Below are 22,771 nucleotides of genomic sequence, written 5' to 3'. Positions count from 1 at the left end.
ATTTTTTAATCTAATACACCCTCTTTATTATACATCTCATTAACGTAGGATCAGATTTTCCTAATTTTGAATATCCCTTATTCTCATCTAATTCTATAATTTTTAATCCATCAACAGATTCTATCTTTTCTTTGAATTCTTTTACATTAATGAATCTACGATAATGATCTTCATAAATATATTCATTCCTTCCAATTTTTCTTCCCTTTCCATATATTTCATCATTAATTGTTCTAGCCTCCACAAAAAAGTAACCATTTTTATTTAATGCTTTTTTTATATTAAATAAAAGTTCATTTTCTTGTTTTTCATTTATTGCATGTAAAGTAAACCTACTATAGCAATAATCGTATTTTTGTAAAAATAAATTTTTTGAACTTACGAAATCATCGCATATAAATATACAATTTTTACCTATATTATCACTATTTAACTTATTTATTGTCCATTCAGACGAATCTACTCCATAAACTTTTATACCTTTACTAGCAAAAAACTTACTGTCTCTTCCATTGCCACATCCTAAGTCAATTAATTTTTTATTTTTTTCAGTGTACTTTAAAATATAATTTGCAAAACTACTTTGTTTTGCAATTTCATAATTATTACTTTTATAAAAATTATTCCAATAATCAACATCATTAACTACTTGCTTTGATTTTTTGCAAGGATATTTCATTATTGTATCAACACACTCCTCAACTGTATATCTTCCATCATTTTTTATAATTATATCAGGATTCTTAGGAAACTCTACCTTTACATCTAACCCAGCTACATTCTTTTGATTTTTTCCAGAATATAATTCTTTTTTATTTCGTTTTTTTAAAGTGTTCATATCAACGTCAAGAAATACTTCAATATACTTATCTATATTTTCTCTATTCCAATCTCTTATGTCATCAAACATAGCAATTGTACATATAATAACATTTATTCCTTGATCTACAAGTATTTTACATATATTCGAATACAATCTTGCCCTATTTTTTCTATCTGTATATGTATATCCTACACTACTTTCATTAAGTCCTTTTAATATGTCACCATCCAATATTACAGTATTAATTAATTTTTGTTTTAATTTATAATACAGAATATTTCCTATTGTTGTTTTCCCTGATCCAGATAAACCAGTTATCCAATACAAAAAACCTTTTCTCATAACATTCCTCCATAATAATTCAAATTAGCGCAAAGATATTACATTGTTTCCAAAAAAAAGATATGCAATAAAATTTCAAAAATCTGCTTACAAGCCTCTTATTGCTTACTACAAGCATAAAATTAAATTCTATATTTTGTTTAATAATGTTATTATTAATTTATAATATTTTATTTATAATTTCTTGTACATCATCATCAATATTATCAAAACCAACTTTTGTACAATTATTGCAATAATTGATCTTTTTTCTCTGCTTTCTCAAATGTTTTAATCTTATTTCTTTTAATTCTTTAGAATTCCAAGCATCTACCACACTAACATTATTCACATTCATATAAGATGTACCATGCTTCCAATCAAAACAACAAATACCAATATCACCATTTGAATGTATAATCATATGTGTAAATGGATATGAACATATATGATTTTTATTTTGAATTCGTTTTACATCTTTAATTTCATGAAATTCAGCCCATATATCTTGAATATCTTCAATAAAAGTATAATCTGATATAGGAGTAAATTTATTTAAAAATAATATTTTATCTTCTTCATTTTTTAATGATGTAGAAACAATTTTAATTCCTATTTCCATCTTTTCTCTACTAATGGAATACAAATATTTTATATTTTCAATAAATTTATCAAAATCTATATTATATTCACAAAGATTTAAATAATCTTCTTTTCTCAACCCTTCTAAAGATATTTTCATATAATCAAGTCCTGATTCCACTAACTTTTCACTTAATTCATGCGTCAATAAAGATGCATTTGTAGTAATTCTTATTTTTTCACATATATTCTTTTCCTTTAGTTTTTTTATCATAATTGGAAGATTTCTATTCAATAATGGTTCTCCAAAACCGTATAAATCTATTGCTTTTATTTTATTTGGGAATTTAGAAATATCCTCTATTACTTTTTCAAACATATCTAATGACATTATGTGTTGACGTAATTCTTTCTTATATGTTGAATTGTTACAAGGACAAAAATTACACTTAAAATTACAAATTGCTCCTACTGGATCTATCATAATAACATATGGTTGCTCTAATGGTACAACTTCTGCTAATTTATGCCTTTTGTTCTTTTTTTCTTCTCTCACATTCATAACTATCCTCCAAAATATTTACTAATTTATCCCTTATATACTTTAATTCATAATTACCTATATTAGTAGAACAAGGCAATGTTATTATCTTACTCCACATCCAATCTGTTATACTCATATCTGATTTTAAACATTCCTTATAGGGTTTTTGCATATATACTGGTTTCCAAAAACTCCTTGCTTCTATATTATTTTGAGCAAGTTTATCACATATATTTAGTATAGTTTCATGAGTTCCATTTTTTAATACTATTCCAGAAAACCAGCATGAACTTTTTCCATAACTAGGTTCTTTAAAAGTTTCTATACTCCCTAAATTTTTAAATACTTCATTATAATAATGCCTTATTTCTCTTTTTTTTGCCACAAATTCATCTAATCTTTCTATTTGTGCACATCCTACTGCTGCTTGAATATTAGTCATTCTATAATTATATCCAACCATATCATGATCATATTCTTTTGAAACTCTAGCTGTAGTAGATAAATGTCTTATTTTGCCTATTAACTCTTTATTATTACTGACAGCCATGCCACCACCACCACATGTAATGGTCTTATTACCATTAAATGAAAAGCAAGTTACATCTGCAAGTTTTCCTATATCTTGTCCCTTATATTTTGCTCCAATTGCAGCTGCTGCATCTGCAACTACAGGTAATTTATACATTGATGCAATCTTATTTATCTCATCCATATCAGCTACATTCCCCAATGTATAAACAGGCATTATTGCTGCTACTCTTTTTTTACTTTTTTTATGTATAACCTTTCCATCAATTATTTCTGTATTGTCTTTTAATTCTTTTGCTAATATTTTAGGATCTAATGTCCATGTATCTTTATTTATATCCATACACCAAGGTCTAGCACCACAATGTGAAACAGCATTTGCAGTAGCTATAAACGTAAAAGCTGGTATTATAACCAATTCATCTGTTTTTACTCCTACTGCAATTAATGATACATGTAATGCAGTAGTACCAGCAGATGTAGCAACAGAATATTTTGCACCAGATTTAATACTAACAAGTTCTTCAAATTTATTTACAAATGGTCCTACAGAAGATACAAATGTTGAATCAATACATTCATCTAAATATTTTTTTTCATTTCCAGATAAGTTGGGTATAGCTAAATTAATCATTTTTCACACACCTTATTTCCTAAAAAAATATTTTTCTTATACCATTCATAAGTTTTTTTAACTCCTTCTTGTAATGATATTTTTCCTTTATAGTTAATACAATCAGTTGTTTTTTTCATATCTGGACATCTTCTTTTAGGGGAATTAACTGTATCTTCTAACGGTGTTATTATAAGTTTTTTTCCAACAATATTTATAATATTTTCTGCCAATTCCTTAATTGTTATTTCCGGATATTCATTTCCAACATTAAATTCTTCATTAATCGCGCCATCACTTTCTGATAATAACTTTATCATATTTATTGCATCATCTATATAACAAAAAGTTCTTTTATGATTAACAGAAAATACCTCCAAATTTTCTCCATCATTTAATTTTCTAGCCTTATTTAACAACTCAGGTATTACATGAGACATCCCCATTCTAGGTCCATATATATTATGAGGTCTTACTATTGTAAATGGTATTTTAGATTGTCTTAAAATTGCTTCTCCATATATCTTTGAAAGCATATATGATGTTCTTGGATGCTTTAAATCATTTACTGTAAGAGGAGTATATTCTGGTGTAGGTATTTTCATTCCAAAATATTTTAATGTTCCAGAATATACCTCACTTGTTGATGTAAATACAAATCTTCTTAATGCTTTTTGATGTTTAGCAAAATTAATCATATTAATTAACATAACTATATTTTTAGTTAAAACTTCACATGGCACTTTTAATACATTTTGGACACCAATTATTGCTGCAAAATGAAATATTAAATCATAATCTAATCCTATTTCCTTAATATTTATTTCATTACATAAGTCAACATTAATTATTTTTACATTGTTCTTTTGATTTAAATTAATTAAGAATTCATCTTTAACTCCTCTTTGAAAATTATCTAATATTGTAACATTGTAATCATCATTTGCTAATTTTTTTGCTAAATGATAACCTATAAAACCAGCTCCACCTGTTATTAATATTTTTTTCTTCATAACTTACTCCTTTATCCTCTACCTATACACATTAATTTAAAATTATTATTTTTTATATCATCAATTTGTTTTTCAGTTAGTACATTATTAGAATCTAAAATTAATATGTTTTTATTTTTTAACCACTTACTAATATTTAAATTCTTATATATCTTATGTTGTACAGCAAAAACAACAACATCATACTTGTCCGCATCTGGTATTTCCTGCATCACATCACATTCCATTTCACTCCAATAACTTACTAATGGATCTTGATATTCAACTTTTGCACCTTGCTTTATTGCATTTCTAACAAATATTTCAGATGGTGAATGTCTTGTATCTCCAACATCTTGCCTATAACTAACACCTAACAACAAAATCTTTTTGTCTTTTATATTACCATTAAAATACTTTTTTATTTTATCTAATGTAACTAAAGGCATATTATTATTAACTTTTACCGCTTCAGTACAAAAAGGAAATTCCATTCCATCTATTTTAAATATATCTTTACTTGCTAACTTAGCAAAATAAGGATCCTTAGTCAAACAATATCCCCCTACTCCAAATCCTGGCTGCATTATATTGCTATGAGTAGGTCTTTTTCTTATGGCCTCAACTATTTCAAACATATCAATACCAACATTTTCTGCAAATCTTCCCCATTCTTCCATAAATGCAATATTCATAGCTCTATAAGAATTTTCCAATACCTTAGCAGTCTCTGAAGCAGTTGTGCTCTTTAATTTAGTTAAAGGATATTTATCTGTATTAATTATTGTTTTTAAAAAATTTTCACACATATCTTCTGCTACTTTTGATGTTGCAGAAAATACTCTCCAATAATTTACAATAGAATCAAAATATTTATCTCCTGGCATAATTCTTTCATATGAATGTGCAATTAACACATTATCACTCATACCTCTTTTTTTTAATTCTTTACTTAATATAGGCTTTACTATTTTTTCGCATGTACCAGGTGGTACTGTTGTTTCTACTATTACTAATGTATCATTTTTTATATTTTTTCCAATAGTTTTTATAGCATCTTTAAATGCTGATAAATTTAAAAATGGTTCATCATTAATATCATAATTAATATCTAAATTTATATCTATTATTACAATATCAGCTAAATTAAAATATTTTTCATTTGTAGTAGCAAATAAATTACCTCTCTTATAAACCTCTTTCTGTACACTTTCTATTTTTTTATCAGAATTTTCAAAAGGAAATCTGCCACTATTTAATGAGTTCACCTTATTATTTCCACTTTTATTATCAATATCTATACCAATTACATTGTATAAATTATTATTATTAGAATCTTTTGCATTTGCCACTGCTAAAGCCATAGCTGCCCCTACAAAACCTAGTCCTTGTATACATACAACTTTCTTATTTTTATCAAATTTTATTGGATAATTTATAGTTTTCATTCTCTTCACCCTTCTAGTTACTTATCATTAATTTATCTAATTCTTCTTTATCTAAAAACGGATACATATCTTCTAAAGAAGGTGTTTCAAAAGTTCCATCCTCTTTTATTCTTGACATAACTTTAGGTGTAACAGGATCATCATATCTTTGTTTTATTTCTAAAATACATCTTTCATTAATTTCCATTAATTTTCTTATGCTTTCTTCAACTTCATTATTAGTATTGCAACTTAAATATTTAAAATCAAATGTATCTGCTACTTTTTCTAAATTAGGGAAACTAACTCCTGTATCTTTAGTACATCCTATATATTTTCCATTAAAGAAATTTTTACATGTTTGTCTTATTGCTCCATATCCATCATTTGAAAAGACTATTATTTTTATTTTCAAATCATAATATTTAATTGTCTGAAGTTCTTGTAAATTCATCATAATACTTCCATCACCTGTAATACAAAAAACTTCTTTATTAGATGCTACTGCAGCACCTATAGCTGCTGGTAAATCATATCCCATTGATCCACATGTATAATTAGTTAATACTCTTTGATTTTTTTTATTAGTTCCTATTTGAAGTTTTGCTGTATTAGCTGTATTATTTCCTAAAGCTAAAATACTATCATCTGGTTCATATTTCATAAATTTCTTCCAAAAATAATATGATGATACTCTATCATTCATATTAATTCCTTCTGCCCCTTCAAATCTAGAAAATCTTTTATTTAAATTTTCACAATAACTAATCCATTTATTAGGTGCTTCTATTAATTGACTATATTCATACTTTTTAAAGAATTTTTTCAAATCACATTTTACATATCTATAAATATTAAGTCCAGGTTTTTTTGATTCGTTTTCATCAATATCAACCATAATAATCTTTGACTTTGGTGCAAAAGCTTTTTGATTAAATCCTGTTTGTCTAAATCCAAGGCTATTACCAAGAACTAATATTACATCTGCATTTTGTATTATAAAATTTCCTGTTCTAGGTCCAACATTACCACATAATCCATAATATAAATCATGTTCATGATATAAAATATCAGCAACCCATGAGCCACCTACTATAGGAATCTTAACAATTTCTAAGAATTTCAAAAATTCACTCATAGAATTGCTACTTCTTATCCCTGATCCTGCCAATATACATGGTCTCTTAGCTTTTTTTATAATATTATTTATTTCATCTATTTCATTATCGTTTGGAACAACTTCCAAACTCTTAATTTTTACAGTAGAATATAATTCACTTTCTTCTACTATTGCACTTTGTACATCAAGAGGTACATCTATCCAAACAGGTCCTCTTCTACCATCCATTGCAATATCAATTGCCTTTTGCACTTCTCTTTTTATGCTTAATGGATCATTTATCATAACAGCATATTTAGTCATATTTTTAACTGAGTTTATTATGTCAAATTCTTGCAACCCCCTATACCTTAACTTTAAGCCACTATTTTCTATTGTTGTTTCATATCTAACTTGCCCAGATATTACTATCATGGGTATACTATCTTGCCATGCCCCCATAACTCCTGTTAAAGTATTGGTACCACCAGGTCCTGCTGTAACACATACTGCTGCCATTCTACCATTTAATCTTGCATAACTCTCTGCTGCCATAGCAGATGCTTGCTCATGATGATTAAAATATTTATTTATTTTATTGTTTAAAGCTAATGCATTATCTAAATGCATTGCTCCTCCACCTACAACACCAAAACAATCGTAAATTCCATTATCTACCAATATATTAAATATAATATCTGCAACTCTCTTCTTCATTTTTTGTTCCTCTTACTACTCTATTATTTTTACCACCTTAAAAGCTTCTGCATATTTTACTCCAGCTGCAATTCCTCTAATTTTTGCCAATGCTTCTATGCCTTCAACACTTCTTGGATAAGGATGCTTGCCAATTTCAGATTTATATTCCTTAATTATTTGTACTTTTTTATCAAAATAATTGCTTATATCTACAAAATAATCAGGAACATATCCATATTGTGTATTGGCAAAATCAGTTTCTGATAGTATTTCCATTTCCAATATTTTTTTTATAAAGTTATATCTAAAAACCTTAGTACACGAGTAAACACAATCAAAGACCTTTTTATGATCAGAATGTACATCATTTCTATAAGGCAAAATTATTTCTTCAGGTTTTACTTCTTTTATAACATTAGAAACCTTACTTATTATTTCATTATCATCATAACTATCTAATTTAGCAGGAAATAATTTTAAATTATATACTTTAGTAAAATCATACAATTCGCTTACTTTCTTTATTTCATTATTTCTTCTTTCTACCTGTTCCTTACTATAACCATATTTTTCCTCAATATTACTAATAATAAGCCAATATATATTTTTTCTTTGAGCTTTATATTTTAATAAAGTACCACCAGCTCCTAGAGTTTCATCATCTGGATGAGGCGAAACAACTAATACATTCATAATAAATACTCACCTTCTTTAACTTTTATCTTATCCCCTTCAACAATTTGTATTAAATCATCGCTCGTTTTTACTATAATTCTACCTTTATCATTTTTGATTACCTTTCCATATTCTATATTTTTATATTTACTTCCATCGATTATCCTACACTTCCACACTTTATATTCTTTGCCTTTATACACAAAATGAGCTCCAACATATGGTTTATACAATGCCCTAACTAAATTATAAATAGAGCAACTACTCATCCTCCAATCAATTTGGCCATCAATTTTATTTCTCTTTCTCCATACATTATATTTTTTATTACTTTGCCTAATTTTTACTAAATTGTTAGTTTCAAATCTATTAGTTATATCTATAACTTGTCTTTTAGCTATATTCATCACTTTATCATATAATGTTCTTGCGTTATCTTCATATTCAATATCAATATCTTCCTGAGATATAATATCTCCACTATCTGCGCCTTCATCCATTATAAAAAATGTAGAAGCTGTTTTTTTCAATCCAAGAACAAGTGCCCAAATTAAAGGATGCCTTCCTCTATTACTAGGCAATTTAGCTGGATGAAATCCAACTGTAGCAATTTTAGGAATATTAAGAAGTTCCTTTTTTATTAACTGAGACCAACCAAAACAATATATTAAATCAGGTCTATTATCCCTTATAAATGAAATAGTATCAAAATTATTAACATCATTAGTATAAAAGCATTTAATATTTTTTTTTATACAAATATTATTTAAATCATAAAAATCAGAATTAAAACTTGAATTTCTTTTTGTAATAACTGCTATTATATTTTTGTTTTTTTTCAACAAAGAATTTAATAATATTTTTGATGATTCAGTGCATCCAATAAATAAAATTTTAATTTAAAACACCACCTTATAGTAAGTCATAAAATTCCTTTTTTATATTTTGAAAAATTGTGTTGTTAAAATATTTTTTAATTTCAACTAATATTTTATTAGAAGTTTCACCATTACCATATGGGTTTATAACATTATAAACTTCTTTTTTGAAATTTTCAGACAGCACAATGTTAATGCTTTTAATAATTTCTTCTTTTTGTGGATTACAATTAATAACTGTTTTAGCTTGTATCCTCCCTTTTTGTCTATCTCCTATATTTATAGTTGGCTTTTTAAATGTAGGCACTTCTAAAATACCACTAGATGAATTACCTAATACAAAATCTGAATATTTAATAGCACTATAATATTTAAGTTGACCAAGAGATGTAAACGCCTTAGCCTTTTTAGGATTTTTTATAACATATTCATCAATCATCTTGTTTATTATTCTTCCATCAGTATCAGAATTTGCTTTTGTAAAAATAACTTTTAAATTTTCAAAATAATCTAAAGCATCTAATATATTTTCAAATTCTTTTTTAGATGTATTTTCTTCCAACGTAACAGGATGAAATGTAACTAAAGCAGTTTTCTTATCAAGTTTAAAATCTAATTCTTTTTCTAATTCTTCTTTAGTTAAAAAATCAGTATTAAGGATTTCTTCAACTCCCATGGCACCAACATTAAATACTCTATTAGGATTTTCTCCTAACTGTATAACTCTATTTTTATATTCTTCCGTACTAGTAAAATGAAGATAACTCATTTTGGTAATAGAATGTCTTATAGCTTCATCTATTAATCCTTCTGTTTTTTCACCACCATGAATATGAGCAATTGGTATCCTTGCTACCATTGCAGTTGCTGCAACAGATAACATCTCATATCTATCACCTAATATAACTAACAAATCAGGCTTTAATCTATTTAATACTTCTGAAAAACTTATCATTGCTAATCCCATTGATTTTGATATACCTACTGATGTATCAGAACTTAACAACATTTCCACTTTATCATCAATATAAAATCCATCTTTTTCAATTTGTTTGTATGTCAAACCAAATTCTGGTGATAAATGCATACCTGTAACAACTAATTGCAATTGTAATTCATCATCTAATTTTATTTTTCTAAGAAGTGGTTTGAGTATTCCATATTCTGCTCTTGTTCCTGTTACTACGCATATCTTTTTCTTCATAAAGTAATTACCTCATCTTCTACATAATCTTTATTAGCTTTTTTCCCAATTACATTTACCCATTCCATAGGTGAAATACCAAATCCTGATCTTTTAGTTGTTAAATTTTCTTCTGTAAATACTTGACCTTTTTTTATGTTTTTATTGGCTACTATAAACTTTCTTACAATATTAATATTCTTTTTTTCAGAAGATGAAGGTTCTTTTATTCCATTTCCCATAGCTAATTCTATATTTCTTATAGATTTTACCATTGACTTTAATTCATAAGGTTCTAAACTCGCTTTGTGATCTGGTCCCTCCATATTCTTATCTAATGTAAAATGTTTCTCTATTATTTCAGCTCCCATTGCTACTGCAGCTATAGGTACTTCTATTCCTTCTGTATGATCAGAATAACCTACTTTAACTTTAAATTCATTTTTTATAGTATTTATAGCTTTTAAATTTACATCTTTCATAGGAGTAGGATATTCTGTATTACAATGAAGTATTGATATATTTTTAGTTCCATATTTCTTTAATATATTTACAGCTTGTCTTATTTCTTCTAAAGTACTCATACCTGTAGATAATATTACATTCTTATGTGATTCCCCTATTTTTTTCAAATATGGATAATTAGTTATTTCTCCTGATGGAATTTTTAATGTATTAAATCCTAATTTATCTAAAAATTCTATGCTTTTTATATCAAAAGGAGTTGATAAAAGCTCAATATTTTTTTTCTTACAATATTCAATAAGTTCTATATGCATATCATAGCTTAATTCTAATTTTTTTAACATCTCATATTGGGATTCTTTGCTTCCTGAAGTTTCTTTTTGATAATCTGCTTTCTTCATATTTTTACAAACTACATCATTAGTCTTAAATGTTTGAAATTTAACTATATCAGCTCCTGAATCCTTTGCTACATCAACTAGTTTTTTTGCTATTTCAATGTTTCCATTATGATTTACTCCAGCTTCAGCTATAATTAATGTTTTATTCATTTTTTAATTCACCTCCTTATATGGGATACCATAACCTTTCCTGTTATCCAATATATTCTTATTTACAACACTTCCTGCACCTATTATAGAATTACATCCTATATTTATATTTGGTAAAATTGTTGTTCCTGCTCCAACAAATGTACCCTTTCCAATACTAACTCCACCACAAATGATACTTCCTGGTGCAATATGAACATATTCATCAATTTTACATTCATGTTCTACTACTGCACATGTATTAATAATACTTTGGCTTTTTACTATAGATTTACTATTAATAACTGCATATTTTCCTATAAATGTTCCATCCATAACAATAGAATCCTTAGAAACGACTGCTGTTTTATCTATAACTTTGGGAAATAAAAATCCTATATTTTTTAAATACTTTGCTAATTTAATTCTTATTTTATAATCAGCTATACATATAAATGCATATTTAATATTCATGTCAAATATTTTTTTTGCATCCTTATCACTTCCTATTATAGGAAAATCAATATTAACATTTTTAGTTATATTATTATCTATAATTCCTCTAATATTATACTTGCCATTTTCTTTTAATGTATCAATTACACTTATACAATGACCTCCTGCACCAAACAAAACAATATCTTCCATTTCTTACCTTCTTACATCTCAAATATTTTTTTCATATTTTCTAATTCATTAATTTGTCCCATATCTAAAAATGCTTTTTCTTCAATTATATATACTCCAATTTTATCACCATTGATTTTACATTTTTCAATTATAGTAGGAAAGTCTATTTTTTCATTATCATTAAGCCCTCCTAATACTTTACTATTAACTATATACAATCCTGTATTTATTAAAAAATTATAACTAGGTTTTTCCTCCATTTCTATATAATTATTAGAATTATTAGTTTTAACAACACCATATGGAATAGTTACTTTTTTCTTTGATGCAATTATTGTAATAATATTTTTATTTTCCTTATGATACTTGTACATATCAATATAGTTAGAATCTATTATAATATCACAATTGCTAAAAAAGAAATCTCCTTCAATTTTATTTTTAAGTAAAGATAACCCTCCACCTGTTCCTAAGGGTAATTCTTCTTCAATGTAATTAACACTATATTTTCTATCTACACAATCAAGATATGCTTTAATCATATTCTTTTTATGATTTACTATTAAATAATGTTGAATACATCCAGCATTATAAAATCTATTCATAATATGCTCTATTATTGGTTTATCATTAATTGGTATTAATGGCTTTGGAAGAATTTTAGTATATGGATATAATCTAGTTCCTAAGCCACCTGACATTATAACAACTGGAATAGATATTTTTTCACCAGAAGAATATATTTTTTGGTTATTTGATATTAACAAAGTAATTTCATTATTAAAGTTAATTACAGGTAATAATCTAATTTTTTCTTTTTTCATAATATTTTGAGCATTTTTTATATCTCTTTCATTTATAAATATAGGATTGTAATTAGCAATATTGAAAATGGATTTATTAATATCTCCACCATTAATTAAATATTCTTTTACGTTATTATATTCAATACTTGCTAATAGCTTTCTATCCTTAACAACAAATAACATTTTTTCTTCACAATTCTTAATATGTAATAGAACATCTTTTATTGCCACATCCTCGCCAATCAAGAATTCCTCCATATCCATTTTTAACACCTTCTCATATCTTGCTTATTGATATAACAAAGAATACATATCAATAATATTTTCATTGTTTTTATACCACTTATATAATTTGCTATAAGCCTCTAATTTATCAGTAAATTCAAAATGATTTAATTCTTTAAGTAATCTTTCATTACTTGCAGTATATTCCTTTGCTAAACCTTCTTTACATACAATAATAGGTAAATTCTTATGAGCTATTTTAACTATATTATTTGCAATTTCTTGTAATGATACCTTTTCCCCTGAGACTACATTATATGATTTATACTTAGGAGTATTATTAATAAACCATTCAATAATCCTACAAAAATCATCTATATACAAATAATCAAAATAAACATTTTGCCTTATTGAAATAGGCAAATCTTTTATAACTTTGCAACAAACATTTGATATAAACTTAGTTTCCCATTGTTCATACTTACCATATATACCAAATAATCTTAAATTATAATTTTTATCACTTTTTTCAATATGACTATTTATTATATATTTAGCAAAACCATATTGATCATTAGGAATAGACATTCCAAATTGTTCTTCTGTAACGCCTTTTATATCATATCTTTTATCATATTCAGCTCCAGAACCTGTATAAAGCATTTTTCCATAATGACTATTATTTTTTTCCACATTAAAATACATTTTTAATGAATTTTCTAATGTATTTTTTGCATCTAAATTTTTATGTTTACCATAATTAAATACAGCACAATTTACTACAACATCATAATATTTATCTTTAAAATATAAATCAACTTCTTTTTCATCTGTTAAATCTAATTCTTTGCTACTTGGCATATCTATTTCATATTTTTTATTTAAATATTCATTTAAATTTCTTCCTATAAAACCACTGCCACCTAATAATAATATTTTTTTTATTCTCATTTTTCTTTTCCTAACATATACTTTCTAAATTGCATATAATCATTTTCTATTATTCTATCATATAATAATATTATAAATTAACACCAAATAACATTTGTTAACTTTCTTTTAACTATATGTTAATACATTATAAAAATCTTTTCATTTTATTTAATATTAGTAAAATTATTAATATATTATACATTTTTAATTATAAAAAGCCAGCAAATATATTTTTATACTTGCCAGCTTTTTTATTAAACTCTTCTTGAAAATAAATTTTGTTGTCTTAATACATTATTATATGCATTAGTTGTACTTCTTCTTAACCTATTAATTTTTATATCTTCTTTTACCTTATTTAAAGATGTTTTAATAGTTTCACCAAGTTTTTTGTCTAATTTATCTATCTCCATAGTTTCATATATTTTTTTCTTTTCACTACCTGGAATATTTATATTATTTATCTTTTCAAGTAAAACTTGTCTTTCTTTAAACATATCATCAATATCAACATCCTTATTAAAACTTTCAATCATATTTTTTGTCATTTGTTTATATTTTTCAAATGATTCTTTTAATAAATTTATATCATTCATAATCATGAACCACTACTAAACATTGAAGTTAAGTAAGAAGATTGAGAATTATAATTATTCATTAAAGTTTCTATATTTGCCCATTTAGTATAAAGAGCTTGTTCTTTATCATCATACCAGTCTTGAAGTTCATCAATTTTCTTTTCATATTCTGATATAAGCTTAGATAATGTACTTTGAGTAAATGATGTAGTTCCTTCTATACCAGCTTTATTAATAAGAGCTGATTTTGTAGTAGATACAACTTCTGTATTAAGAACATCCTTCATTCTGTACATAATTCCAGTAGTTCCATCTGTATCACCTTTTTGGGTAAATAATTTCATAACTTCTTCAGAATTATTTTCAAGAGCAGATGTTAATTTATCTTCATCAATTGTCATTAAACCATCTTTTGTTGAACCATAATCTGATACTTGTGTTATTCCAATATCACTTAAAGTTATTCCAGCTCCAGATACAAAGCTTGTCATAGCTAATTTCATACTATTTTGAATTCTTCTAAGGTCACTATCACCTCTTAACTGACCAGATTTAACCTTCTTTTCCCATGCTTCAATTTCAGTATCTTTCATTTCCTTCTTTTGTTCATCTGTAAGAGGTTCGTAATCTCTATATTTCTTTTCAGTAAGAAGTGTATTAAGCTTTGTCATATATTTATTGTAATCATTAACCATGTTAACAATTTTGTCTTTTATTTCTTTAGTGTCTGTTTTACCAGAAACAGTAACTGAATCGCCAGTTTTTGCTGATGATATATCAAAGGTAACACCATCTAATGTAATTTTATTTCTTGCATCCTCAATTGTTTTTGTCCCATGTGGACCTTCTATTATTACTTTTGCTTTTTTACCATCAACAGTATTTTTTATTGTATCATCTGTTTCAAAATTAGGTCCAATTTTTCCATAGCAATAACTAAAGTCATTTCCAACACTATTTTTATCTGAAATTTTAATACTAGTCTTACCATCAGAATCTGTTGATATTTCAGCTTTTAATCCAATTTCTTTTAATGATGAATTTATTGTAGATGATAGTTCATTAACCTTTTCCTTTTCTAATTGTTCAATTTCTTGTTTTTTGGCTTCTTTTTCACTATCATCAGTTAATTTCCCTAATTCTTCATTTGCTTTTGCAATTTTATCTTCTATTGATTTTATAGAAGACTTTAATGTTCTTGATTCTATTATTCTATCTTTATTTTCAAAATTTGTAAATTGCAAGTATTTTGAATCATCATTCAACAAATCATCTATACCGAAAGATTCATCCTTAACACTTTTTTTAGTTGAATTATCTAAAGTAAATTTTTCTGGATTTTTTTCAGGTTTATATGTTCCTTTTTCTATTGTAAAATCATATTCTGCTCCTACTTCATTAGCTTCAATTATAATATTGCCAGCATCCTTTGTACCTTCCTTGGAATCAAAATCAGATACATATGCTTTTAAGCCATAAGCACTTAATTTATTTGACAATACCTTTGCCTTTTCTTTATTACTACCAGTAAGTTCGCTACCTTGAATAAATACTTCCTTACCACCAACTGTTATTTTAATATCTCCAGATAAATCACTTATAGATGTTTTTGCTTTAGAACCAGCTTCCTTTACAGTGACTTTATAATTTCCCTTAACAGCATCAGCTCCACCTGTTGCAGTAATTGAAAATTCATCACTTGATGTAAATTTAACAGTTGAATAAGATGAAGATGATAAAAGGTTACCTGATTTAGCTAAATCACAATATTTATCATAAAAATCTCTTCCTTCTGTTATTACATCTCTATAAAGTTGTTGTTTTATTTCAGCTAATGATTTTTGTTTTTTTTGCTTATCAATTTTATTTTGATAAGCTTGCATTGATGATTTTACTATAGAATCAATATCAAGACCTGTTGCAATACCTGTAATTCTATTTGCACTAGTTGCCATAATAATCACTCTCCTTAAATTCTAATATAATTTTATAAACAATTTATTTCAAATGCCCTGACGCCTTTGCCTTATCATATGTTTCATGCCATAAATCTCTTACATTTTCTATAAGTGGTAATACCTCTCTTAGTACATTTATATCTTTTTTTAAATTTGCTTCTACTAATTTTGCTTTTATAAAATCATATACTTTATAAAGCTGTTTTGCCCAAAGTCCAGCATCCTGGTTTAATGTTACCATAAGCTCTGTAAATATATCCTGTGTTCTTATTAAATTGTCATGAGCTGTTTTAACATCTTTTTTTTCTATAGCAAGTTCTGCTCTTTTTGCATATTTTACTGCTCCATCTACAAGCATTAATAAAAGCTGCTCCTTTGAAGCATAATTTACTGTATTATTTTTATATACATTATAACCATTTTGCATTCTATTTACCTCCTACTTTAGCTTATCAATGAAGGTACCTATTATTTCTTCTCCTGCAAAATCACTGTCTCTTTTAGCTTTAATTTGCATCTTTTCTGATTTCACTGCATCAACTGTTATATATCTTTGGCTTTTCTTTTCTACTACTTTACTTTTTTCATAACTTTCTTTTTTACTATTGTCCTTTGTATTATTGTCAATAACTACATTGTTTTTTGTGTGAACCACATGATCTTTAGTTTCATCAACAGTTTTCTTTCTAAGTTCAACTTCTGTTAAATTAAGCTTATACATATTATGCCTTCTTATCTACTGATACTCCTAAAAGGTCAGACATTTTTGCTATCATGTCAAGTACCTTTTTTGATGGAATTTCCATAACAACATTATCATCTTTATCATATACTGTTACCATAAGTCTATTGGTTTTATCATGATATGATAAAGAAGCATGTGCCTTTTCATCAGAAAGAAAACCATTTAATTTTTGCAGTGCTTTTTCTAGTTCCTTCTTATTGATACTATTGCCATCACTTTTACATTTTTCATTTTCTACATCCTTGTTTTGTATGTCTACAGATAAATTGTTATCATTTGTTTTTACATTTTTTACACTATCTGATTCTTTAAATAATTCTGAAGTTTTAACAGGATTATTTAGGTTAACCTGTCCTCCCTGACTCATAACCTTCATACAAATCACCTCTTAATACTACATAATAATTTTTTACAATTTTATTATAATGCTAAAACTTTCTATAAAATATATTTAATTTGTAAATTTTTATGAATTTTTATGTTTTTTTAACCCATTGAAAGCCTTTAATGCACTTAAATCTGTAGTTTGAGTTTGTGCCATTTTATTTTCATTTTTTACTTCATCAATTAATTCTTTTCTTAAAATAACTTTATCTTTTGGTGCATTAATTCCAAGCTTAACTGTACCATCAAGCTGTTTAATAACTGTAACTTCTATATCATCACCTATTAAAAATGATTGACCTTCTTTTCTAGCAATAACAAGCATTTAATTTCTCTCCTTCATAATTGGATGTTTTATTTTATATTTCTCACTAGATAATATTATCTGCTCTGCGTTGTTATTTTTCAAGTTTATTATAATAGGTGCCCTAAGATTTGTTGTTATTTTTTTAGGATCAGAATTAACTGTAACAGTAGTTAATATAAGTACATCTTCATGAGATTTTATATTAAGCTCTTTAGTTACACTATCTGGAATATCTACTTCATAATCTTCTTCTATATCAAAAGGAGATACAACTACCAATTGAAATTCCTTTTCCTCTTGTGATTTTAATAATTTAAATATACTTTCTTTATCTATATCTATAAGTTCAAAATTTTTACAATAATCAAATCCTAAAATTCCCTTTTTAAAACATATCTTCATTTTCATTTCTCCCAATTAATTAGAATTTTTTATAAATAATCAAGAAGAGTTGCTGGAAGAATTTGTGCACTTACTTGAAGTGACGCCTGATATACTGTTCTTGCCATATAATATTCTATTGTCTTTTGTGTCCAGTCTATATCTTCTGTTTTTGACAAAATATCTGTCATATTATAATTTGAATCTTCATTTTGGCTTTGGGCAGATTCCATTCTATTCTGCTTTGCACCAACTTCTGATCTTATTTTTAATAAATTATTAATTACTTTATCTATATCAGATAAATTGTTTGTAGTAACTTCATCAACTTTTTTCTTTCCATCTGCAGTTGATTCATCAGCCCCTAAGTTTGAAACTATATTACTTAAAAGTTTCATTGCATCAATACTTTCATTACCGTCTTGAAATTGCATTAATGCTTGTGCAGTAACATTGTAATCTATAGTAACTCCCTGAGATACTTCTGTTGTAAGATTTGCACCAAGTTGAGATTTTAATTCCTTATTTAAATCATCATATTTTACTGGATTACCATTTTTATCTGAATACTTTAAAATTTGTCCATCTGCTGCCTCTTTATCAACATTTATAGGTTTTGAAGCTACTTTTGTACCTCCAAATATGTATCTTCCATCAAATGTAGTATTAAGTATCTGACCAAGTTCCCCTACTCTTTCCTTAACTTCATTATTAATACTTTCTCTTTCCTGAGTTCCATAAGCCGCATTACCTGCAGATACCATAAGTTCTCTTATTCTTTGAAAAACTGTAGTAACTTGTCCTAATGCTGTATCAGTAGTATCAAGCCAGTTTAATGTATCTTTTATATTTTCATTATATTGTTTATTTGCATCAATACTAGAATAAAGCTGCATAGTTCTTGCAACTTTATAAGGATTATCAGAAGGTCTTGATATTTCCTTACCTGTTGTTAGTTGATTATTTATAGTCTGCAAATTTGATAAGTTCTTATTCATACCATCTAAATAATTATTAGTAAGCATTGATGTTGTAACTCTTCCACTAATAAATGATCCCATTTTTATACCACTTCCTTATTCTCATAAATTATTTCTTAAGTCCATTTACAACTACATCTAAAAGTTCATCTACTGTTGATACTACCTTTGCATTGGCAGCATATGCATGTTGTGCAGCTATTAAATTGGTCATTTCTTCATCTATTGATACACCAGATACTCCAGCTCTGCTGTTTTCATATTCAGAAACCATACTTTTTTGATTAGCTGTAAGTCTATTGGCTTCCTGTGCCTGTATTCCTAATTTATCAATTATATCTTTATAATAATCTGTAACTGTCATACCTGATGAGCTTTGCTTTATACTTAAATTAGTGTTATCTGTAAATCCCTCAATAAGCTGCTCCCTAGATGTGTAATCACCACAAAGTTGAATATTCATAAGTGCATCTCTAAGCTGTGCTATAGCTAATGCTCTCTTACCATCACCTTCACCAGAATTAGGATCACTAGCTGCAGAATTTGGTACATTTTCATCTGTTATTATTGTACTTGCATTAAGCTTCATAGGATCTTTTATAAGTTCTTTATTTACAGATATGTTGGATGCATTAATTTCTGATTCTGCTAAATTAACTTTAACTGTAATGTCATTACCACTATTATCTTTTCTTGTAACATCTTTTTTGGTTTTCCAATATTCTTGTTGCAAATTATCATTATTATCATAATGAGCATAATCTTTGTTTACAAATAATGGTTGTTCATCATTTATAGCATCTATGCTACCTTTGTGAACTGAGTTAACAGAATAAGCTAAAGCCCTTGCCATTTGATTTAATTGATCAATATAATTATTTATATCTGCCTGAATTGAAATATTTCCTGATATTTCACCCTTTGTTGGTACAAATGTTTTAAGATGATTAAATTTAATAGTTTCTCCTTCTCTTATAGGATATCCATCAGCTCCAACAAGCTGTCCATTTCCATCTGCCCATATAACTTTATTAGCTTCTAATGTTTTTGCTTGTTCTGCAGTCATATTTACGTTTACAAAAGTTGTATTTTTTGCATCTACAGAATCACCATATTTATAATATGTTACCTTGTATGTTCCATCGTCATTTTGAGTAACACTTGATATATATGAAAGTCTTGCTCCCTGATCATTTGGATCTGAATTTATCATATTAGGATATACCATACCAGATGAATCAGCTGGTGCAATACTTATACCATTATAAGAATCATTTGTTACTATAAGATTAAATTGATTACTTAACTTATCTATAATGGAATCTCTTTTATCAAGTAAATCATTAGGTTCCTGCCCTTGTACTGATATTTGCCTAATTTGCTTATTAAGTTCATTTATTTGATCTAAATAAGTATTTATTGTTTTTACATTACTTTGAAGTTCATTTTGAGCATTTTCTTTTAATTCATTCAAGCTCTTGTATGTTGCATTAATAGCATCTGCAAGAGTTGATGCCCTTTGAATAGCTACAGTTCTTGTATTTGAACTATTTGCATATTTTGAAAGTTCTTGAAATGAGTCAAAAAAACTTCCCATCATAGTAGAAAGACCAGTATCTGATGGTTCATTAAATACTGATTCTACTTCATATAAAAAATTGCTCCTAACCTGATTTCTAGCAAGAGCACTATTTTCATTTCTATATTGATAATCTATAAATGTATCTCTTATTCTTGATATTGTTTCAACTTCTGCACCAGTTCCAACCTGACCTGCAGATCCTATTACTGTTTGTGCTCTTGATGCAACTACATTGGTTCTTTGTCTTGAATATCCATCTGTACTTGCATTTGAAATATTATGTGCTGTTACATTGATATTTGCTTGTGAAACATTTAATCCTCTTTTTGATATATTAAATGTACCAAATAACCCTGTCATAATTCTCTCTCCTTTATACCTTAAATAATCCTTATTTTCTTAAATTGCCATATGAATTATATGTTTTTACTTCTCTGCTAGGATTAATTATACTTAAAATTTGGTTATTATAACTCATTCTCTGCTTAATTAATAATTCGTTTGTTTCCTTCTGTAACTTTATAGCTTCTAAAAGTTTTTTTACCTCTCTAAACTCCCTATCAGTTTCTTCATCACCGCTCTCTTTAACTAATAAAGACATACTTTTAGTTCCTGCTATTTTTCTTCTTTCCATTTCCATGGATGCAACACCTTTATTAGCTGCTTTAATTTCATCTACTAAAGCCTCTAATCCAAAAACATCCTTTGCTAAAACCATGGCATGTTGTTTCTCTAAAAGTCCTAATAAATTATTAAGTTCTTCTTTCTCTTTAATAATAATTTCCTTTATTGTCATCATTAAAATTCATTATCTCCCATAAATTTAACCATACTTCTTGCAGTTTCCATTGGATCTACATTGTATGTGCCATTTTTTATTTGTTCTTTTAATTCTTCAATTCTCTTTGAATTATCTCTAATTGGATCACTTCCATAAGTATTTAAAGTTTTTCCTGCTTCTGATATTTCTATAACATCTTTAATATCAGCTGCATTATTAGCCTTTCTTATTTTTTCTGTATTTCCTTTATAATTATTTATAACATTAATTGAATTTATACCGTTTATTTTCATATTAATTACCTCCATTCTACTATCTTACTTATATTATCGGAAGCATTTTAAAAAAGTTTATAGTTTTTTAATATATTTTTTTAAAATTTGTTAACACTTATTGTATTGACAACCTTTACTTTAGCTCTATTACTTAATTACCTCCTTTTAAAAAATATTTTGTTTTTTTGAACAAAAAATAAAGAACTATTAACAATATTGGAATTTATATTCCATATTTTCAATAATCCCCCACAATTATATTATTTATTTATTATTTTGATATTTTATTATCGGCTTAATTTTAATTTACTTTACTTTTTTTATTAAATTCTTGGCTTTGATATTTTAATTAGACTACAAATTTAGCTCTGAAATTAAGAATTAATAATTAAGTGGCTTTTTTGCTATGCTTAAAAGCCAATCTCCATAGGAGATAATTAAGAATTGCTATAGCTAAACCCAAAGCATTAGCATAATTAGGTTTTACATAGGATTTAGTGTAAGCGTTAAAGTTTTAATTAAGCTGCAATTTTAGCTACGAAATTAAGAATTAATAATTAAGTAGCTTTTTTGCTATGCTTAAAAGCCAATCTCCATAGGAGATAATTAAGAATTGATATAGCTAAACCCAAAGCATTAGCATAATTAGGTTTTATATAGGATTTAGTGTAAGCGTTGAAGTTTTAATTAAGCTGCAAATCTAGCTCTGAAATTAAGAATTAATAATTAAGTGGCTTTTTTGCTATGCTTAAAAGCCAATCTCCATAGGAGATAATTAAGAATTGATATAGCTAAACCCAAAGCATTAGCATAATTAGGTTTTATATAGGATTTAGTGTAAGCG

24 protein-coding genes are annotated in these 22,771 nt (G+C 26.5%); all 24 read right to left on the bottom strand.

Going from position 1 to position 22,771, the window contains the following annotated elements:
* Nucleotides 1–10 precede the first annotated feature (10 nt).
* The 24 genes from ACTNAO_RS02980 to flgM all read right to left on the bottom strand — a co-directional run bounded on the left by ACTNAO_RS02980 (nucleotide 11) and on the right by flgM (nucleotide 21,945).
* Nucleotides 11–1,165 (bottom strand): adenylyl-sulfate kinase, encoded by a 1,155-nt coding sequence (locus ACTNAO_RS02980; protein WP_441025763.1) that lies wholly within the window; start codon nucleotides 1,163–1,165, stop codon nucleotides 11–13.
* A gap of 160 nt (nucleotides 1,166–1,325) precedes the next feature.
* Entirely contained in the window at nucleotides 1,326–2,288 is a 963-nt protein-coding gene (locus ACTNAO_RS02975; protein WP_441025761.1) for a radical SAM/SPASM domain-containing protein, read from the bottom strand.
* On the bottom strand, nucleotides 2,251–3,435 hold the full coding sequence (locus ACTNAO_RS02970; RefSeq protein ID WP_441025759.1) for a LegC family aminotransferase: 1,185 nt from the start codon (nucleotides 3,433–3,435) through the stop codon (nucleotides 2,251–2,253). Before ACTNAO_RS02970 ends, ACTNAO_RS02975 begins: the two co-directional genes overlap by 38 nt.
* Nucleotides 3,432–4,427 (bottom strand): NAD-dependent epimerase/dehydratase family protein, encoded by a 996-nt coding sequence (locus tag ACTNAO_RS02965; RefSeq protein ID WP_441025757.1) that lies wholly within the window; start codon nucleotides 4,425–4,427, stop codon nucleotides 3,432–3,434. The genes ACTNAO_RS02970 and ACTNAO_RS02965 overlap by 4 nt, the downstream gene beginning before the upstream one ends.
* An 11-nt stretch (nucleotides 4,428–4,438) precedes the next feature.
* Nucleotides 4,439–5,854, bottom strand: coding sequence for a nucleotide sugar dehydrogenase (locus ACTNAO_RS02960; RefSeq protein ID WP_441025755.1), 1,416 nt, complete (start codon nucleotides 5,852–5,854; stop codon nucleotides 4,439–4,441).
* Between the two features lie 13 nt (nucleotides 5,855–5,867).
* Entirely contained in the window at nucleotides 5,868–7,649 is a 1,782-nt protein-coding gene (locus ACTNAO_RS02955) for a thiamine pyrophosphate-binding protein (protein WP_441025753.1), read from the bottom strand.
* A 15-nt stretch (nucleotides 7,650–7,664) separates the two neighbouring features.
* Nucleotides 7,665–8,324: a PIG-L deacetylase family protein gene (locus ACTNAO_RS02950; RefSeq protein WP_441025751.1), complete on the bottom strand. Its 660-nt coding sequence runs from the start codon at nucleotides 8,322–8,324 to the stop codon at nucleotides 7,665–7,667.
* Entirely contained in the window at nucleotides 8,321–9,190 is an 870-nt protein-coding gene (locus ACTNAO_RS02945; protein ID WP_441025961.1) for a formyltransferase family protein, read from the bottom strand. The genes ACTNAO_RS02950 and ACTNAO_RS02945 overlap by 4 nt, the downstream gene beginning before the upstream one ends.
* A 28-nt stretch (nucleotides 9,191–9,218) precedes the next feature.
* The gene (gene neuC, locus ACTNAO_RS02940) at nucleotides 9,219–10,388 is read right to left on the bottom strand and encodes a UDP-N-acetylglucosamine 2-epimerase (RefSeq protein WP_441025749.1); all 1,170 of its coding nucleotides are present in this window, start codon (nucleotides 10,386–10,388) and stop codon (nucleotides 9,219–9,221) included.
* Entirely contained in the window at nucleotides 10,385–11,383 is a 999-nt protein-coding gene (gene neuB, locus ACTNAO_RS02935; protein ID WP_441025747.1) for an N-acetylneuraminate synthase, read from the bottom strand. Before neuB ends, neuC begins: the two co-directional genes overlap by 4 nt.
* A gap of 3 nt (nucleotides 11,384–11,386) precedes the next feature.
* On the bottom strand, nucleotides 11,387–12,010 hold the full coding sequence (locus ACTNAO_RS02930) for an acetyltransferase (protein WP_441025745.1): 624 nt from the start codon (nucleotides 12,008–12,010) through the stop codon (nucleotides 11,387–11,389).
* An 11-nt stretch (nucleotides 12,011–12,021) separates the two neighbouring features.
* On the bottom strand, nucleotides 12,022–13,062 hold the full coding sequence (locus ACTNAO_RS02925) for a sugar phosphate nucleotidyltransferase (protein ID WP_441025743.1): 1,041 nt from the start codon (nucleotides 13,060–13,062) through the stop codon (nucleotides 12,022–12,024).
* A gap of 24 nt (nucleotides 13,063–13,086) precedes the next feature.
* Nucleotides 13,087–13,974 carry an NAD-dependent epimerase/dehydratase family protein gene (locus ACTNAO_RS02920; RefSeq protein ID WP_441025741.1) on the bottom strand — a complete coding sequence of 296 codons (888 nt, stop codon included), beginning with the start codon at nucleotides 13,972–13,974 and terminating at the stop codon, nucleotides 13,087–13,089.
* Nucleotides 13,975–14,210: 236 nt separating this feature from the next.
* A complete protein-coding gene (locus ACTNAO_RS02915; RefSeq protein ID WP_441025739.1) occupies nucleotides 14,211–14,552 on the bottom strand; it encodes a hypothetical protein in 342 nt (113 codons plus the stop codon).
* A 2-nt stretch (nucleotides 14,553–14,554) separates the two neighbouring features.
* The gene (gene fliD, locus ACTNAO_RS02910) at nucleotides 14,555–16,489 is read right to left on the bottom strand and encodes a flagellar filament capping protein FliD (protein ID WP_441025738.1); all 1,935 of its coding nucleotides are present in this window, start codon (nucleotides 16,487–16,489) and stop codon (nucleotides 14,555–14,557) included.
* 43 nt (nucleotides 16,490–16,532) lie between these two features.
* Nucleotides 16,533–16,919 (bottom strand): flagellar export chaperone FliS, encoded by a 387-nt coding sequence (fliS, locus tag ACTNAO_RS02905; protein WP_441025736.1) that lies wholly within the window; start codon nucleotides 16,917–16,919, stop codon nucleotides 16,533–16,535.
* Nucleotides 16,920–16,931: 12 nt separating this feature from the next.
* Nucleotides 16,932–17,213 carry a hypothetical protein gene (locus tag ACTNAO_RS02900; RefSeq protein WP_441025734.1) on the bottom strand — a complete coding sequence of 94 codons (282 nt, stop codon included), beginning with the start codon at nucleotides 17,211–17,213 and terminating at the stop codon, nucleotides 16,932–16,934.
* Nucleotide 17,214: 1 nt separating this feature from the next.
* Nucleotides 17,215–17,613, bottom strand: a complete 399-nt coding sequence (locus tag ACTNAO_RS02895; RefSeq protein WP_441025732.1) for a flagellar protein FlaG — start codon at nucleotides 17,611–17,613, stop codon at nucleotides 17,215–17,217.
* A gap of 90 nt (nucleotides 17,614–17,703) precedes the next feature.
* Nucleotides 17,704–17,946 (bottom strand): carbon storage regulator, encoded by a 243-nt coding sequence (locus ACTNAO_RS02890; protein WP_441025730.1) that lies wholly within the window; start codon nucleotides 17,944–17,946, stop codon nucleotides 17,704–17,706.
* On the bottom strand, nucleotides 17,947–18,336 hold the full coding sequence (gene fliW / locus ACTNAO_RS02885) for a flagellar assembly protein FliW (RefSeq protein WP_441025728.1): 390 nt from the start codon (nucleotides 18,334–18,336) through the stop codon (nucleotides 17,947–17,949).
* A gap of 23 nt (nucleotides 18,337–18,359) precedes the next feature.
* On the bottom strand, nucleotides 18,360–19,370 hold the full coding sequence (gene flgL / locus ACTNAO_RS02880) for a flagellar hook-associated protein FlgL (protein WP_441025726.1): 1,011 nt from the start codon (nucleotides 19,368–19,370) through the stop codon (nucleotides 18,360–18,362).
* 28 nt (nucleotides 19,371–19,398) lie between these two features.
* On the bottom strand, nucleotides 19,399–21,231 hold the full coding sequence (gene flgK, locus ACTNAO_RS02875) for a flagellar hook-associated protein FlgK (RefSeq protein ID WP_441025725.1): 1,833 nt from the start codon (nucleotides 21,229–21,231) through the stop codon (nucleotides 19,399–19,401).
* A gap of 31 nt (nucleotides 21,232–21,262) precedes the next feature.
* Complete coding sequence (gene flgN, locus ACTNAO_RS02870) at nucleotides 21,263–21,670, bottom strand: flagellar export chaperone FlgN (RefSeq protein ID WP_441025723.1); 408 nt, start codon at nucleotides 21,668–21,670, stop codon at nucleotides 21,263–21,265.
* Nucleotides 21,670–21,945, bottom strand: coding sequence for a flagellar biosynthesis anti-sigma factor FlgM (gene flgM / locus ACTNAO_RS02865; protein WP_441025721.1), 276 nt, complete (start codon nucleotides 21,943–21,945; stop codon nucleotides 21,670–21,672). Before flgM ends, flgN begins: the two co-directional genes overlap by 1 nt.
* Nucleotides 21,946–22,771: the final 826 nt, after the last annotated feature.

This window comes from Clostridium sp. HCP1S3_C6 (assembly GCF_052066735.1).
Classification (GTDB): domain Bacteria; phylum Bacillota; class Clostridia; order Clostridiales; family Clostridiaceae; genus Clostridium.
The sequence above is the reverse complement of the archived record's forward strand: the minus strand, read 5'-3'. Positions and strand labels throughout refer to the sequence as shown.

Coding starts and splice junctions, on each gene's coding strand:
- ACTNAO_RS02965 (WP_441025757.1), bottom strand. CDS start 4,427: ATGAAGAAAAAAATATTAATAACAGGTGGAGCTGGTTTTATAGGTTAT.
- neuB (WP_441025747.1), bottom strand. CDS start 11,383: ATGAATAAAACATTAATTATAGCTGAAGCTGGAGTAAATCATAATGGA.
- fliD (WP_441025738.1), bottom strand. CDS start 16,489: ATGGCAACTAGTGCAAATAGAATTACAGGTATTGCAACAGGTCTTGAT.
- flgK (WP_441025725.1), bottom strand. CDS start 21,231: ATGACAGGGTTATTTGGTACATTTAATATATCAAAAAGAGGATTAAAT.
- ACTNAO_RS02900 (WP_441025734.1), bottom strand. CDS start 17,213: ATGTATAAGCTTAATTTAACAGAAGTTGAACTTAGAAAGAAAACTGTT.
- fliS (WP_441025736.1), bottom strand. CDS start 16,919: ATGCAAAATGGTTATAATGTATATAAAAATAATACAGTAAATTATGCT.
- flgM (WP_441025721.1), bottom strand. CDS start 21,945: ATGAAAATAAACGGTATAAATTCAATTAATGTTATAAATAATTATAAA.
- ACTNAO_RS02925 (WP_441025743.1), bottom strand. CDS start 13,062: ATGGATATGGAGGAATTCTTGATTGGCGAGGATGTGGCAATAAAAGAT.
- ACTNAO_RS02950 (WP_441025751.1), bottom strand. CDS start 8,324: ATGAATGTATTAGTTGTTTCGCCTCATCCAGATGATGAAACTCTAGGA.
- neuC (WP_441025749.1), bottom strand. CDS start 10,388: ATGAAGAAAAAGATATGCGTAGTAACAGGAACAAGAGCAGAATATGGA.
- ACTNAO_RS02960 (WP_441025755.1), bottom strand. CDS start 5,854: ATGAAAACTATAAATTATCCAATAAAATTTGATAAAAATAAGAAAGTT.
- ACTNAO_RS02890 (WP_441025730.1), bottom strand. CDS start 17,946: ATGCTTGTTATTGCTAGAAAAGAAGGTCAATCATTTTTAATAGGTGAT.
- ACTNAO_RS02915 (WP_441025739.1), bottom strand. CDS start 14,552: ATGAATGATATAAATTTATTAAAAGAATCATTTGAAAAATATAAACAA.
- ACTNAO_RS02895 (WP_441025732.1), bottom strand. CDS start 17,613: ATGAAGGTTATGAGTCAGGGAGGACAGGTTAACCTAAATAATCCTGTT.
- ACTNAO_RS02975 (WP_441025761.1), bottom strand. CDS start 2,288: ATGAATGTGAGAGAAGAAAAAAAGAACAAAAGGCATAAATTAGCAGAA.
- ACTNAO_RS02930 (WP_441025745.1), bottom strand. CDS start 12,010: ATGGAAGATATTGTTTTGTTTGGTGCAGGAGGTCATTGTATAAGTGTA.
- ACTNAO_RS02955 (WP_441025753.1), bottom strand. CDS start 7,649: ATGAAGAAGAGAGTTGCAGATATTATATTTAATATATTGGTAGATAAT.
- fliW (WP_441025728.1), bottom strand. CDS start 18,336: ATGAAAATGAAGATATGTTTTAAAAAGGGAATTTTAGGATTTGATTAT.
- flgN (WP_441025723.1), bottom strand. CDS start 21,670: ATGATGACAATAAAGGAAATTATTATTAAAGAGAAAGAAGAACTTAAT.
- ACTNAO_RS02920 (WP_441025741.1), bottom strand. CDS start 13,974: ATGAGAATAAAAAAAATATTATTATTAGGTGGCAGTGGTTTTATAGGA.
- ACTNAO_RS02970 (WP_441025759.1), bottom strand. CDS start 3,435: ATGATTAATTTAGCTATACCCAACTTATCTGGAAATGAAAAAAAATAT.
- ACTNAO_RS02980 (WP_441025763.1), bottom strand. CDS start 1,165: ATGAGAAAAGGTTTTTTGTATTGGATAACTGGTTTATCTGGATCAGGG.
- flgL (WP_441025726.1), bottom strand. CDS start 19,370: ATGGGATCATTTATTAGTGGAAGAGTTACAACATCAATGCTTACTAAT.